General features: G+C 69.2%; 14 protein-coding genes. 6 read left to right on the top strand and 8 right to left on the bottom strand.

Features of this window, described 5'->3' with window-relative positions:
- Positions 1-9: 9 nt before the first annotated feature.
- The 8 genes from ACZ5V4_RS13995 to ACZ5V4_RS13960 all read right to left on the bottom strand — a co-directional run bounded on the left by ACZ5V4_RS13995 (position 10) and on the right by ACZ5V4_RS13960 (position 4,911).
- Positions 10-594, bottom strand: a complete 585-nt coding sequence (locus tag ACZ5V4_RS13995) for a M23 family metallopeptidase (RefSeq protein ID WP_464315477.1) — start codon at positions 592-594, stop codon at positions 10-12.
- A gap of 184 nt (positions 595-778) precedes the next feature.
- A complete protein-coding gene (locus tag ACZ5V4_RS13990; protein WP_464315476.1) occupies positions 779-1,357 on the bottom strand; it encodes a tetratricopeptide repeat protein in 579 nt (192 codons plus the stop codon).
- Complete coding sequence (locus tag ACZ5V4_RS13985; RefSeq protein ID WP_464315475.1) at positions 1,347-3,245, bottom strand: heme lyase CcmF/NrfE family subunit; 1,899 nt, start codon at positions 3,243-3,245, stop codon at positions 1,347-1,349. The genes ACZ5V4_RS13990 and ACZ5V4_RS13985 overlap by 11 nt, the downstream gene beginning before the upstream one ends.
- A gap of 87 nt (positions 3,246-3,332) precedes the next feature.
- Positions 3,333-3,779: a periplasmic heavy metal sensor gene (locus ACZ5V4_RS13980; protein WP_464315474.1), complete on the bottom strand. Its 447-nt coding sequence runs from the start codon at positions 3,777-3,779 to the stop codon at positions 3,333-3,335.
- Between the two features lie 44 nt (positions 3,780-3,823).
- On the bottom strand, positions 3,824-4,075 hold the full coding sequence (locus tag ACZ5V4_RS13975) for a hypothetical protein (RefSeq protein WP_464315473.1): 252 nt from the start codon (positions 4,073-4,075) through the stop codon (positions 3,824-3,826).
- 106 nt (positions 4,076-4,181) lie between these two features.
- Positions 4,182-4,475 (bottom strand): hypothetical protein, encoded by a 294-nt coding sequence (locus ACZ5V4_RS13970; protein WP_464315472.1) that lies wholly within the window; start codon positions 4,473-4,475, stop codon positions 4,182-4,184.
- A gap of 34 nt (positions 4,476-4,509) precedes the next feature.
- Positions 4,510-4,749: an SHOCT domain-containing protein gene (locus ACZ5V4_RS13965; RefSeq protein WP_464315471.1), complete on the bottom strand. Its 240-nt coding sequence runs from the start codon at positions 4,747-4,749 to the stop codon at positions 4,510-4,512.
- A 9-nt stretch (positions 4,750-4,758) separates the two neighbouring features.
- Positions 4,759-4,911: a hypothetical protein gene (locus tag ACZ5V4_RS13960; protein WP_464315470.1), complete on the bottom strand. Its 153-nt coding sequence runs from the start codon at positions 4,909-4,911 to the stop codon at positions 4,759-4,761.
- A 230-nt stretch (positions 4,912-5,141) separates the two neighbouring features.
- Here ACZ5V4_RS13960 and ACZ5V4_RS13955 point away from each other — a divergent pair, with 230 nt between their 5' ends.
- The 6 genes from ACZ5V4_RS13955 to ACZ5V4_RS13930 all read left to right on the top strand — a co-directional run bounded on the left by ACZ5V4_RS13955 (position 5,142) and on the right by ACZ5V4_RS13930 (position 13,090).
- On the top strand, positions 5,142-6,929 hold the full coding sequence (locus ACZ5V4_RS13955; RefSeq protein WP_464315469.1) for an ATP-binding protein: 1,788 nt from the start codon (positions 5,142-5,144) through the stop codon (positions 6,927-6,929).
- 8 nt (positions 6,930-6,937) lie between these two features.
- Positions 6,938-8,320 carry a sigma-54-dependent transcriptional regulator gene (locus ACZ5V4_RS13950; protein ID WP_464315468.1) on the top strand — a complete coding sequence of 461 codons (1,383 nt, stop codon included), beginning with the start codon at positions 6,938-6,940 and terminating at the stop codon, positions 8,318-8,320.
- A 132-nt stretch (positions 8,321-8,452) separates the two neighbouring features.
- Entirely contained in the window at positions 8,453-9,517 is a 1,065-nt protein-coding gene (locus tag ACZ5V4_RS13945; protein WP_464315467.1) for an acyl carrier protein, read from the top strand.
- Complete coding sequence (locus tag ACZ5V4_RS13940; protein ID WP_464315466.1) at positions 9,514-11,787, top strand: xanthine dehydrogenase family protein molybdopterin-binding subunit; 2,274 nt, start codon at positions 9,514-9,516, stop codon at positions 11,785-11,787. The genes ACZ5V4_RS13945 and ACZ5V4_RS13940 overlap by 4 nt, the downstream gene beginning before the upstream one ends.
- The gene (locus tag ACZ5V4_RS13935; protein ID WP_464315465.1) at positions 11,784-12,269 is read left to right on the top strand and encodes a (2Fe-2S)-binding protein; all 486 of its coding nucleotides are present in this window, start codon (positions 11,784-11,786) and stop codon (positions 12,267-12,269) included. The genes ACZ5V4_RS13940 and ACZ5V4_RS13935 overlap by 4 nt, the downstream gene beginning before the upstream one ends.
- The gene (locus ACZ5V4_RS13930) at positions 12,266-13,090 is read left to right on the top strand and encodes an FAD binding domain-containing protein (RefSeq protein ID WP_464315464.1); all 825 of its coding nucleotides are present in this window, start codon (positions 12,266-12,268) and stop codon (positions 13,088-13,090) included. Before ACZ5V4_RS13935 ends, ACZ5V4_RS13930 begins: the two co-directional genes overlap by 4 nt.
- The last annotated feature ends 61 nt before the right edge of the window (positions 13,091-13,151 follow it).

The following is a 13,151-nucleotide window of genomic DNA, read 5'->3' as shown; positions in this document are numbered from 1 at the left end:
CGCTCGCGCTCACCCGTCCGGGTTGCCGCGCCTGCTCACGATCCGGGCCGAGTCGCGCAGGTGGTCGCGCGGGTCCACGAGCCTGCCTTCCACCGTGACCTCGAAATGCAGGTTCGCCCCCGTGGTGCGGCCCGTGCGCCCCACCTGGCCCAGCGTCTCCCCGGCCAGCAGTTCCTGGCCCTCGCGCACGTGCACGGCGAGCAGGTGCGCGTAGCGGGTCTTGACGCCCCCCGCATGGAGCACGTCCACGGCGTACCCGTAGTCCCCCATCCAGCCCGCCTTCAGCACCACCCCCCTCGACCAGGAGAAGACCTCGGTGCCCGCCGGGCGGGAGATGTCGATGCCCTTGTGGAAATTCTTGCGCTTGTTGATCGGGTCCTTCCTGATCCCGAACCCGGAGGAGGCCCCGACCTTGCGCTTCGGAGAGGCCTGCTTGAGCTTTTTCTCGGCCGTCCTCGCGACGCCCGTGTCGGCCAGGCAGCCGGCGGCGTCGAAGGCCGCCAGCGCGGCCACGGCGAGCGACGAAAGAAGCGGGATGACGAGCTGCCTCGCCAGGCGCGAGGCAAACGGGCGGGCTGGGCCGTCTGTCGCCATGAATCCTCCTTGATCCTCGGTGTTGAGATGCGCCGCGGGCGGCCGCAAGGCCGCCCACGGCGGGTCAGTGTCGCGGGGGGGCGTCAGCTTGCCGGGCCGGCTTGCGCCAGGCCGCCCGGCATGGCGGGATCGGGCGGGACGGCGTCGTCCAGGACCACCATGTCGAATATGCCGATCTGCAACGTCACTTTATTTCGGAAATTTCCTTCTGGATTTCGGAAACGATCTCCTTGTCCGAAGGATTGATGTCAAGCGCCTTCTGGAAGTATTTCCTCGCTTCATCCGGCTTCTTGTATCCATATTTGTTGATGATCCCCAGGTAGTAGAACGCCTGGTAGGCGTCCGGCTTCGCCTGGATGATGAATTCGTAGTCCGCAGCGGCCTCGTCGTAGCGCTTGAGCTGCACCATGGTGAAGCCCCGGTGGTATCTGGCCCCGAGGTTCTTGGCGTTCAGCTCCACGGCCTTGGTCCAGAAGTGCGCGGACTTCTGCCAGTCCTGGGTGCGGCTGAACAACTCGGCGAGCTCCAGCACGGCCTCCTCGTCCTTGGGGTTGTCCTTGACCCTGGCCATGAGCGCCGGGACAGCCGCCATCTCGTCGCGCTTCACGGCTTTCTGCGATCCGCCCTGGACCTGGGCGGGCATCGGCCCGTTGATGAACGAGGTCGCGAAGACCGCGGCCACGGCCACGGCCATCATGCCGACGATCAGCTTGCGCATGGGGAATTGTCCGGCCTCGGCCGCCGCGTGCTTCCTAGCTTTCATGGGTGGCTCCTTCGCGGCCGCGCAGGGTGCGCCAGGCCAAGAGCGGCGTCAGGCATATGGCCAGGCTGCCGATCCAGACCCAGTTGACCATGGGCACCACGCTCACCTTGATGGGGTTGACCCGCTCGCCCTCGATGTCGTGGATGGTGGCGTAGAGTTCCTCGCCCAGGCTGAACAGGGTGGACACCTCGCTGTTGGGGTGGTCGTAGTTGCGGTAGATGCGCTGCTGGGGCCTGAGCTCGCCCAAGGCCTTGCCGTTTTTGCTCACGCCCACCACGGCCTCGTTGATGGCCACCTCGGCGTTCCTCTCCTGGCGCAGGCCCTTGTAGGTGAAGTCGTACCCGCCGAAGGAGAAGGCGTCCCCGGGCGACACTGGCGTCTCGTGGCTCTTCTGGAACGGCCCGGACACGGCAACGCCCAGCACGATGATCGCGAATGCCAGGTGCGAGCCGTGGGCCGCCAGGAAAAAGCGGCCGCGCGCCGCCGCCCCCTTGGAGAAGCACAAGAGCGCCACGGACACGCCCACGGCCACCGCCGCGCCAACCCCGGCCACGGCCAGCACGGGCCTTATGCCCATGAACACCCCGGCGGCCAGCACGCACGCGAAGGCCGCCGCCGGGACGAGCGCCATGGCGGGCCTGCCCACGCCGCCCTTCCAGCCGAGCCACGGGGCCACCGAGAGCAGCATGGCCATGGCCGTGAACAGCGGCAGGCAGATGGTGTTGTAGAAGCCCTGGTTCACGCCCTTGGGCTTGGACTCCCAGAGCTGGCTGATCACCGGCCAGACCGTGCCCAGAAGCACCACGGCCCCCAGGGCCATGAGCAGCCAGACCAGCAGCACGACCATGCCCTGCCTGCTGAACAGGCCGGCCACGGAGGCCACGCCCGCGCGCGGCATGGCCGAGGCCACGGCCAGGCTCAGGGCCACGCCGAAGGAGATGGCCAGGATCAGGGGCCTGCCCACCCCGCCCTCGCCGAAGGCGTGAAGCGATTCCACCACGCCGCTGCGCACCAGGTAGGTGGCGAACAGGCACAGGAGAAGCGTCAGGCAGGCCAGGAAGACGTTGGTGCGCGCAAGCGCCCCGAAGCGGCGCTCGATGATGGACGTGTGCAGAAGCGCGGTGGCCGAGAACCAGGGGATGAGCGAGGCGTTCTCCACCGGGTCCCAGGCCCAGTAGCCGCCCCAGCCCAGCTCCATGTAGGCCCACCAGCCCCCAAGCAGGATGCCCGAGGTGAGGAGCGCCCAGGAGGCCACGTTCCAGTTGTGGGCGGCCTCCACCCAGGGCTTGCGCTCCCCGGACATGGCCGAGGCCAGGGCCAGGCACGCCGGTATGGCGAACCCGGCGTAGCCCACGAAGAGAAGCGGCGGGTGCAGGATCATCCCGATGTTTCTGAGCAGCGGGTTGAGGCCCTGGCCGTCCGCCGGAGGGGAGGCCAGGGTCACGAAGGGGCTGCTCGGGCCCGTGAGCAGCAGGAGGAAGAACGCCTGGACGGACAGGAAGAACATCCAGAAGCAGACCCGCGTGCGCATCGAGAGCCCGTGGTAGGCGTCGGTGAAGAAGAAGGCCGCCCCGGCCAGGGCCATGGCCAGGGCCCAGAAGAGCAGCGACCCGGCCTGCCCGGCCCAGAACGCGGTGAGGGTGTAGAAGAGCGGCAGGGTGGTGTCCGTGTACTGGGCCACGTAGGAGAGGGTGAAATCCCTGCTCACCAGCGCGCGCAGGAGCATCCCCGAGGCGACGGTGACGAGCATCACGGACGACAGGTGCAGCCTCTCCAGCCAGGGCAGGCTTCTTTGGTTGTTGGTCCACGCATCGACGCAGGCCAGGGCCGCCGCCAGGATCGACAAAAGCAGGGCGACGAGCAACGCCCCGTGAGCCACGAAATACATCCGTCCTCCTGAAAATATGGATAAGGCCGGACACGGCGGAGGCGGGGCGCGTTACGCCCCGCCGCTACCGGTCAGTCCGCAATCCGGCTACATGCCGTGGTGCATGCCCATGGAGCCCATCATGCCCCCGCTCATCATGCCGCAGCCGCCGCCCATGCCCATGGCCGGGATGCCTTCCTTGGCCAGCTGGCGCTTCATGGCCACCTGAGCCTCGAGGAGCTTGGCGTTCAGGTCGCCGATCTCCTTGGTCAGGGCCTGGACCTTCTTGTCGTCGGCGGCTCCGCCGTAGAGTTGGGCGTTGAGCTCGGACTGCTTGGCGAAGAGCTGCTGCCGGAGCTGGGCCGTGGCCGCGCCGTGCTCGGCGTAGATCTTCTGGGCGGCGGCCTGCTTCTCGGGGGTCAGGCCGTACATGTGGCCGCCCTGCATTCCCGGTCCGCCCGCCATGTGTCCCTGGGCGCTGGCCATTCCGGCCAAGCCCAGCACGGCCGCCAGGGCCAGGGCCAAGGTGAGGGTGCGCATGCGGATCGTCTTCATTTCAGTCTCCTGATGGTTGATGGTTTCAGCGTGATGACAGGCGCTCAGCGCCAGCCGCCCCAGCAGCTCCCGGAGAGTTGGCGTTCGGGAGTTATCTCCCGCGGGGCCTTGGCCTCTCCGCCGGAACTGGCGGGCCACCACATGGCCGGAGCGGCTTTCCCCCCGTAAGGTGCGGGGGACTGCTCCATTTGGGTCATGGCCGCCCCGGCCCGGGCCGGGAGCGACGCCCCGGCCATGAGCAAAGCTCCCAGGGCCAGGGCGGCCAGCAGGGGGAGGCTTTTACGCTTCGTCTTCATGTTCATGCTCTCTTCAGCCCTCCGGGGCTGTTCGATCCAAATCCGCCGGAGCCGGGAGAGGACGGAGGTGGAGGTTGGCTCAAGGCCCGGCTCCGGCGGTATGTCGTCACCAGCCGCAGCCCTGGGCCGGCCCGGCGTGGGGGCCGTGCCCGCCGTGGTATCCGGCGTTGGTGTTGTTCTTGGTGTTTGCGTATCCGCGCATGGCGCTGTTGTGGCCAGGGCCGTAGCCGTGGCCGTATCCGGCTGCCTGGTTCGCGCCCGCGGCCTTCGCGGCGGGCGTCCAGCCCTGCCCGCCCATGGCCTGGGCCTTGGCGTCGCCAGCGCCTCCCGCGAGGAGCAATCCGGCCAGCAGGGCCGCGACGGAGAGGAGTCCCGTGAGCCGCTTGATCGAAATATTCATGGCATCCTCCATGTTCTTGAACTGTTGTATGTCGTTACAAGACGCCCTTGAGCGTGTTGTATTCCTCGACCGTGATTTCACCCTTGGCCAGGCGGACCTTGAGGATCTCCAGCGAATCGCTCCTGTCCGCTGCCGGTCCCCGGCCCCTCCCCCTTGCGAAGAGGAACCAGATCGTGACGCCCGCCGCCACGGCCAGAAGAAGAATCCAGAACCAATGTCCGGCCCAGCCGCCGTTCATCCAGTGAAACGATGTGAAGTCGCAGTTTCCCATCATGGCCTTGCCCTACCAGGTTGACCGGCCCGGACCCGAAGCTCCGTGCCAGGAAGGGCCGGAGCAGTCCCAGCCGTTTCGCCATCCGTGCCACCCGGGGCCGTGTCCCGGAGCGCAGGAGGCCAGCAGGACGAGGGCGGCCATGGCCAAGAGCAGTCTTTTCATTTCGTGCCTCCTTTTCGTTCGCCGTCGCGTGGCGGCACTTCCCGTAGGGCAAGGCCCGTGCCAATCCCGGCAATCAAGAACAACACAAAGTGATTATTGGATATTATCGCCGGCGAAATGAAATGGCGCGGGCCAGGGGCCATCGCCCAGGATACTTCGGTAACACCTTTGCTGGACAGGACGGGTAAAACAGTTACACTTCACCCGCAGATGAGGCAGGAGCGCCCCGCATGACAGGATTCACCTCGAACGTCCCCGGCCGCAAAAGCCCGGCGCTGCACCTTTCGCCGTGGCTGATGGTGGGGCTGGCCGTCATCCTCGGCCTGGCCGTGGCCGTGCTCGCGGTGCGCAACACGCAGCGCGAGAAGCGCCACATGTCCCAGAACCTCATGGACCGGGCCGCCGCCCTGATCTGGGCCCTGGAGGCCGGGACCAGGACCTGGATGGGCATGAGCGGAGGCAGCCAGCACCTCCAGGTCCTCCTGGAGGAGACGGCCAAGCAGCCGGGCATCGCCTACATGGCCGTCACGGACGCCGAGGACACGGTGCTCGCGCACAGCGACATCTCCAAGATCGGCGGGAAGCTGCACGATCCCGGGGCGATGGCCGTACCCGGCGCCTCGGACACGCAGCAGTGGAGGCTTCTGGACACGCCGGGGGGCAAGGTCTTCGAGGTGTATAGAATCTTCTCGCCCCTGCCCGGCTTCCACCACGGCATGTGGAGGGGCGCACCGGACTCCTGCCCGGACTGCGGCCTGGGCTCGCCGGGGCGGCGAAAGCCGGGGGCGGACTTCCTGCGCGGGGACAAGCCGGTGATCTTCGTGGGGTTGGCGGCCAAGCCCTTCGAGGACGCCCTGGCCGAGGACTTCCGCAACACGGTGATGATCGCCCTGCTGGTCGGGCTTCTCGGGTTCGGCGGGTTCGTCTCGCTCTTCTGGGCGCAGAACTACAGGCTCTCCAGGCGCATGCTCCAGGACACGCGGGCCTTCGCCTCCGAGGTGGTCACCAACCTCCCCGTGGGCCTTCTGGCCACCGACCCCGAGGGGGTCGTCACCATGGTCAACGACGCGGCCGCCGGGATGCTCGGCGAGCCGAGGGAAGAGCTGGAAGGCGCGCCCGTCCACGGCAAGGGCGGCCTGGACTGGGCCTCGGTGATCGCGTCGCTGGCCAAGGGCGGGCCAGTGCTCGAGGAGGAGCGCGCGCTCGCCTCGGCCGGGGGCAAGGTCACCCCCGTTAGCCTGAGCGCGTCGCGCATCGTCAACGAGGAGGGGCTCCTTCTCGGGCACCTCTTCATCCTGCGCGACCTGGGGGAGGTGAAGCACCTCCAGGACCAGGTGCGCCGCAACGAACGCCTCACGGCCCTGGGCAACCTGGCCGCCGGGGTGGCCCACGAGATAAGAAACCCCCTGAGCTCCATCAAGGGCTTCGCCACGTTCCTCTCCGGCAAGATCGCGGGCGAAGGCCCGGACAAGGAAGCGGCCAGGACCATGATCCGGGAGGTGGACCGGCTGAACAGGGTGGTCTCGGAGCTTCTGGAGTTCGCCCGGCCGGGCGACATGAAGCGCAAGGACGAGGACGTGAACCGGGTCATCGAGAGGACCCTGCGCCTGGCGGCGTCCGACGCCCGGGCCAAGGGCGTGGTCGTGCGCTTTACGCCGGACCCTTCCCTGCCCGCCGTCCCCCTGGACGCCGAACGGTTCACCCAGGCCCTGCTCAACCTGTTCCTGAACGCCGTCCAGGCCACGCCGCAGGGGGGCTCGCTCGATGTCTCGGCCTCCCCCGCCAGCGGGCAGGGCAGGCTCGCGGTGCGCATCGCGGACACGGGCAAGGGCATGCCGCCGGAGGTGCTGGCGGGCATGTTCAACCCCTACTTCACCACCAAGCCGTCCGGCACGGGCCTTGGCCTGGCCATCGTGCACCGCATCGTGGAGGGCCACGGCGGCGAGATCAAGGTGGAGAGCCGGCCAGGCCAGGGCACCGTGTTCACCATACTTCTGCCCTTGGGCGGCGGCTCGTAGGAGGGGCGATGGCGAAACTCTCGAGGACAAGGCTCCTGGTGGTGGACGACGACCCGGGCCACCGCGGCATGCTCGTCACGCTCCTGGCCGACTGGGGCTACCGCACGGAAGCGGCCGAGGACGGCGAAACCGCCGTGGCCCTGTGCAGGCAGCGCCCGTTCGACCTGATCCTCATGGACGTGCGCATGGCCGGGATGTCCGGCATCGAGGCGCTCAGGGATATCCGCGCCTACAACCCGGCCATCCCGGTGATCATCATGACCGCCTACTCCAACGTGGAGTCGGCCGTGGAAGCCATCAAGGCCGGGGCCTACGACTACCTGACCAAGCCCCTGGACTTCGACGAGCTCAAGCTGACCTTGGAGCGCGCCCTGGACCACGCCGCCCTGCGCGACGAGAACAAGGCCCTCAAGGACACCCTGGCCGCCTCCTTCGACCCCGGCGGCATCATCGGCCAGAGCCCGTCCATGCGCCAGCTCATGGACATGCTCTCGGCCATCGCGCCGTCCGAGGCCACGGTGCTCGTCACGGGCGAATCGGGCACCGGCAAGGAGCTCATCGCCAGGGCCATCCACGCCAACAGCCAGCGGCGCAAGGGGCCCTACGTGGCCGTGAACTGCGCCGCGCTCACCGAGACCCTGCTGGAATCGGAGCTTTTCGGCCACGAGAAGGGGGCCTTCACCGGAGCCGAGAGGCGGCGCGAAGGACGCTTCCAGACCGCCGACCGGGGCACCATCTTCCTGGACGAGGTCGGGGAGATGCCGCTCGCCATGCAGGCCAAGCTGCTGCGGGCCATCCAGGAGCGCGAGATCCAGTGCGTGGGCGGCGATCAGTCCATCAAGGTGGACGTGCGCATCCTGGCCGCCACCAACCGCGACCTCAAGCAGGAGGTGGAGGAAGGCCGCTTCCGCCAGGACCTCTACTACCGCCTGAACGTGGTCTCCCTGGCCCTGCCGCCCCTGCGCGAGCGCGTGGAGGACGTCCCGCTCCTGGCCGTGCACTTTTTGCACAAGTTCGCGCAAAAAAACGGTAAGCAGGTGAAGGGCTTCACGCCCGGAGCCATGGACAGGCTGCTCAAGTATTCCTGGCCCGGCAACGTGCGCGAGCTTGAGAACGCCGTGGAGCGCGCGGTGGTGCTGCTCATCGGCGAATACGTGAGCGAGCGGGAGCTGCCCCCCTCCCTGCCGGGCGCGGACGAGGAGCAGGCCGGAGCGCCCGGCATGTCTTCACTTGCCGGGATGAGCCTGGAGGAGCTGGAAAAGGCGGCGATCCTGGAGACGCTGGAGGCCTGCGACGGCAACAAGAGCGAGGCGGCCAGGAGGCTCGGCATCACCCGCAAGACCCTGCACGCCAAGCTGCACCGCTACGGCCTGGGGCCGGAGAGCGAGTGAGCCGAGTGAGGCCCGGCCGGGCGGGGACGCGCCAACGGTGGCGCCCGGCGTTGCCCGGCGGCATGCCGGGGCTGAACAAGACGACTACAGGAGGGTGCGGCTTGGAGCCGCAGGCAAGCTGAAGGAGCCTTCATGAACGTGACGCCGCAAGAGAACCATATCGAGCGTATCAGGCTTAACTGGCGGGAGGTCGAACCCGAGCGCAAGTATGCGGTCGGCCCGCTCGAACCAGGTGACGGACAGGGCATAGCACAGCTCTTCTACAGCGTGTACGGCGACCGCTACCCCGTGGAAGACTACTACATCCCGGAGAGCATCGAGCGCCTCAACGCCGAAGGCGCGGTGCTCACGGTGGTGGCCCGGCTGGACACCGGAACCGTGGCCGGGCAAGGGGCCTATTACCGGAGTTCCCCTCCCAACAAGGCCCTCTTCGAGTTCGGGCAGCTGCTCATCGCGCCCGAATACCGCAATTCGCTCATGGTTGCCAAGATCGTCAAGGAAATGGACAGGTTGTCGCACACCATGACCCAGGCCCAGGGCTTCTTCGGGGAGGCCGTGTGCACGCATCTGGTCACCCAGAAGCTCGTGGACAAGCAGGGGTACGCGGAGTGCGGCCTGGAGGTGTCCCTGATGCCTGCCGGGGCCTACGAGAAGGAAGGGGCCGGAGCCCAGCGTGTCAGCTGCCTGCTGGGGGCGCGGGTGGACCGCGACCGGCGCGCCGCGCTCCACCTGCCGGAGCGCTACCGCAAGGAGATGGAGCTCATCCTGGGCGGCTTCTCCCTGGACCGGGAGGTAATCTTCAGCGCCATCGACGCGCCGGAGGCAACCGAAAGTTCGTTCGACTCCCGCACGTTCGACTTCGCCTCGGTGGAGCGGGTGCAGGTGACGGCCGTGGGAAGCGATTTCAACGATGTCGTCCGCACGCTCGACGAGGGCGCGAAACGCCGCGGGCTGGCCGTGGTCCAGGTGTTCGTGAACGCGGGCGAACCCGGGGCGGTCTTCGCGGTGGAGGCATTGCGCGCGCGGGGGTTCGTCCTGGGCGGGCTGGTCCCGCTCTGGTTCGGCCCGGACGGCCTGCTCATGCAGAAGCTCTACGTGGAGCCGGAATTCGACGCCATCAACCTGTTCTCGGACAGGTCGAAGGCGCTCCTGGCCTTCATCCGCGCGGACTGGGACCGCGCGCGGAGCCTCGCGTGAGCTCCGCCGGCCTCCACCGGGACGCCCTGTCCAAGGCCGTGGGAGCCGAGCGCTTCGGCACGGACTTCAGCCCGCCCGGGTGCCTCTGGGCCGGGGCCAAACGCGCGGGCGTGCCCCACGCCAGGATCACGGCCGTGCACACCGGGGAGGCCCGCGCCGTCGACGGCGTCACGGCCGTGCTCACCGGGGCGGACGTGCCCGGCTCCAACCTGCAAGGCATAGTGCACAAGGACCAGCCCGTGCTGGCGACGGACACGGTGCGCCACGCGGGCGACGCGGTGGCCCTGGTGGTGGCCGGGAGCCGGGAAGCCCTCGCCGAGGCCCTGGCGCTCATCCGGCTCGACCTCGAGCCGCTGCCCGGCGTGTTCGATCCGGAACTGGCCCTGGCCCCGGGCGCGCCCCTGGTCCACGCGGGGCGGGAGGGCGGCAACCTGCTGGCCCGCGGGCTGGTGCACAAGGGCGACGCACGGGAGGCCATGCGCTCCTGCGACGTGGTGGTGGAGGGTTGCTTCGAGACCCCCATGCAGGAGCACGCCTTCCTGGAACCGCCCAACGGCGCGGCCAGGATGACCGCCAGGGGCGGCCTGGAGATGGTGGCGTCCACACAGGCCCCGTTCCGCGACCGCTTCGAGATCGCCCACGCCCTGGGCCTGAATCCCATGGACATCCGGGTGCGCGCGCCCTACCTGGGCGGCGCGTTCGGCGGCAAGGACGGTGCCACGGTGCAGTGCCTGCTGGCCCTGGCCGCGCTGAAAAGCGGCGGGCGATGGGTGAAGATGTGCTGGAGCCGCGAAGAGACCTTCCTGGCCGGGTACAAGCGCCACGCCGCGCGCATGCGCGTGCGCCTCGGGGCCTCCCGGCAGGGCGAGCTGCTGGCCCTGGACTGCACCATGCATTTCGACTCCGGCCCCTACGCCCACCTGGCGGTGGAGATCATGGCGCTCGGCCTCGAGCACGCCGGAGGGCCCTACCGCATCCCGCACACCCGCATGGAGGGTTTCTGCGCCTACACCAACAACCCCGTGGGCGGGGCCTTCCGGGGGTTCGGCGTGGTGCAGGCCAGCTTCGCCATCGAGCGGAGCATGGACGCACTGGCCGCGCGGCTCGGCATGGACCCAGCCGGGCTGCGCCTGAAGAACGCCTTGCGAACCGGCGAACTCAACTGCGCGGGCGTGGCCATGCAGTCCCCCTCGGGCGCGGTGCAGTGCCTGGAAGCGGTCATGGCCCATCGCGTGTGGGCGGACCGTCTCGCCTGGAAGGCGCAGGCCCCGCCGTTCAAGCGCCGGGGCGTGGGCATCGCCGCGTCGCTGAACGCCATGGGCTACGGGCGCGGCCTGCCGGACGCGGCGGCGGCGAAGCTCGAACTCACGCGGGAAGGAACCTTCAGGATCTTCAACTCCGTGCCGGACATGGGCCAGGGCAACGCCCCGGCGTTCGTTCAACTGGCGGCCATGGCCCTGAACCAGGAGCCGTCGCGTTTCGAGGTGGTGCAGCCGGACACCCGGCTGTGCCCGCCCGCCGGGTCGTCCTCGGCCAGCCGCACCACGTACACCTTCGGCAACGCGCTGCTTGGGGCCTGCGCGGCCATGGGCGAGAAGCTCAAGGCGCGAGCGGCCCTGGCCCTGCTGGCGGACGAGCCGTCCCGGCTGCGCCTCGCCCCGGGGGCGGTCGTGGACGACACAACGGGGCGCTCGGTCCCCCTGGCCATGCTGGGGGCCATGCTCCAGCGCGACGACCGCATCTGCGTGGACCAGTACGTGATGCCCGTGGTGGAGAATCCGCCCGATACCGGCAAGGATTTCCAGCTGGGCTTTCCGCACCGGTTCTTCGCCCACGGGGCGTGCGTGTGCGCGGTGGAGGCCGACGAGCTCACCGGGCAGGTGGAGCTTCTGGAGTGCGTCACCGCCGTGGAGTGCGGCAAGGTGCTAAACGCCCAGGGCGTGGAGCGGCAGGTGCAGGGCGCGGCGGCCCAGGGCGCGGGGTTCGCGCTCATGGAAAAACTGTCGGCCGAAGGCGGGCGCATCCTGGCGGGCGACCTGTCCACCTACCTCATCCCCACCTCGCTGGACCTGCCCGGCCTGGAGTGGGCGCCCGTGGACGGGGACGAGCCCACCGGCCCGCGCGGGCTCAAGGGCATGGGGGAAGTGGGCGTCCACGGGCCGGCCCCGGCGGTGGCCCAGGCCCTGGAAGACGCCGTGGGGATCGCGGTGCGCCGCGTCCCCGTGGAACCCGAGGACGTGTTGCGGGCGATGAGGGGCGAAAAAGCATGAGCGGAAACATCATCCTGAACTTCACCTTGAACGGGGCGCCGGTCAGCATCGAAACGCCCCCCGCCAGGCGGGTCCTGGACCTTTTGCGGGACGGCCTGGGGCTTACGGCCGCCAAGGAAGGCTGCGGCTCGGGCGAGTGCGGCGCGTGCGCCATCCTGGTGGACGGCGTCGCCAGGCTCTCCTGCCTGATGCTGGCCGCGCAGCTCGAAGGCCGCGACGTGGTCACGGCGGAGGGCCTGGGCACGGTGGAGAATCCGCATCCCATCCAGCAGGCGTTCGCTGAAAACGGGGCCGTGCAGTGCGGGTACTGCACGCCGGGCATGACCATCGCCTCCGCCGAACTGCTCGCCAGGACCTCCTCCCCGGACCCGGCGGAAGTGCGCGAGGCCATCTCCGGCAACCTGTGCCGCTGCACGGGGTACGTGAAGATCGTGGACGCGGTGATGGCCGCCGCCGGGGCCGCGCGCGGGGAGGACTCGTGAACGCCGGCGTGCATTGCCCGAAAAGCCTTGATGAACTGTGGCCGCTTCTGGAAGACGGGGCAACGGTGATGGCCGGGGGCACGGACCTGCTGGCCCGCCGCCGTGGAAGAGCTCCCGCATTCGTGGCCTGCCTGGAGCGGATCGGGAGCTTGTGCGGTGTCCGCGAGGACGCGGGGCTCATCCGCCTGGGGGCCTGCGAGACCCACGCACGCCTGCTGCGAAGCCCCCTGGCGCGGGAACGACTGCCCGCGCTGGCGGCCGCGCTCGGCGTGCTCGGTTCGCCGCTCGTGCGCAACATGGGCACGCTCGGGGGCAACATCGTCACGGCCTCGCCCGCCGGGGACACCCTCGCGCCGCTGTACGCCCTGGACGCCCAGGTGGAGCTGGCGTCGCGGCAGGGAACGCGCCGCGTCCCCCTGGCCGGGTTCATCACGGGTCCGGGGCTGGTAGGGCTTCAACCGGGCGAGATCGTGGCGGCGGTCCTCGTGCCGCCTCCGGACGCCCCGGCGCTCCAGCACTTCGAAAAGGTGGGCAGGCGCAAGGCGCTGGCCATCTCGGTGGTCAGCCTTGCCGCCGTGCTGCGCATGGATTCTGGCGGCGTGGTATCGAACGCACGGCTGGCGCTTGGCAGCGTCGGGCCCACGGTGGTCCGCTGCCCGAAGGCCGAAGCGCTGCTGGCCGGACAACGCCTCGACCGCGAAACCCTGCTGGCCGCCGGGCAGCTCGTTCGGGAAGAAATCTCGCCCATCGGCGACCTGCGGGCCTCGGCGGACTACCGCCGGGAAGTGGCCGGGAACCTGCTCTTGCGGCTGGCCCCGTGATCCGGCCCTCTCCGGGATTCCAAAGGGCGCGGCCCCTTGGCCGCCGCAGGCCCGCCCGCGT

This window comes from Fundidesulfovibrio sp. YSD1, from assembly GCF_055397115.1.
The sequence above is the reverse complement of the archived record's forward strand: the minus strand, read 5'-3'. Positions and strand labels throughout refer to the sequence as shown.

What these genes read in the sequence shown, in the direction of transcription:
- ACZ5V4_RS13995 (WP_464315477.1), bottom strand. Translation starts at nt 594, where the DNA reads ATGGCGACAGACGGCCCAGCCCGCCCGTTTGCCTCGCGCCTGGCGAGG.
- ACZ5V4_RS13990 (WP_464315476.1), bottom strand. Translation starts at nt 1,357, where the DNA reads ATGAAAGCTAGGAAGCACGCGGCGGCCGAGGCCGGACAATTCCCCATG.
- ACZ5V4_RS13985 (WP_464315475.1), bottom strand. Translation starts at nt 3,245, where the DNA reads ATGTATTTCGTGGCTCACGGGGCGTTGCTCGTCGCCCTGCTTTTGTCG.
- ACZ5V4_RS13980 (WP_464315474.1), bottom strand. Translation starts at nt 3,779, where the DNA reads ATGAAGACGATCCGCATGCGCACCCTCACCTTGGCCCTGGCCCTGGCG.
- ACZ5V4_RS13975 (WP_464315473.1), bottom strand. Translation starts at nt 4,075, where the DNA reads ATGAAGACGAAGCGTAAAAGCCTCCCCCTGCTGGCCGCCCTGGCCCTG.
- ACZ5V4_RS13970 (WP_464315472.1), bottom strand. Translation starts at nt 4,475, where the DNA reads ATGAATATTTCGATCAAGCGGCTCACGGGACTCCTCTCCGTCGCGGCC.
- ACZ5V4_RS13965 (WP_464315471.1), bottom strand. Translation starts at nt 4,749, where the DNA reads ATGATGGGAAACTGCGACTTCACATCGTTTCACTGGATGAACGGCGGC.
- ACZ5V4_RS13960 (WP_464315470.1), bottom strand. Translation starts at nt 4,911, where the DNA reads ATGAAAAGACTGCTCTTGGCCATGGCCGCCCTCGTCCTGCTGGCCTCC.
- ACZ5V4_RS13955 (WP_464315469.1), top strand. Translation starts at nt 5,142, where the DNA reads ATGACAGGATTCACCTCGAACGTCCCCGGCCGCAAAAGCCCGGCGCTG.
- ACZ5V4_RS13950 (WP_464315468.1), top strand. Translation starts at nt 6,938, where the DNA reads ATGGCGAAACTCTCGAGGACAAGGCTCCTGGTGGTGGACGACGACCCG.
- ACZ5V4_RS13945 (WP_464315467.1), top strand. Translation starts at nt 8,453, where the DNA reads ATGAACGTGACGCCGCAAGAGAACCATATCGAGCGTATCAGGCTTAAC.
- ACZ5V4_RS13935 (WP_464315465.1), top strand. Translation starts at nt 11,784, where the DNA reads ATGAGCGGAAACATCATCCTGAACTTCACCTTGAACGGGGCGCCGGTC.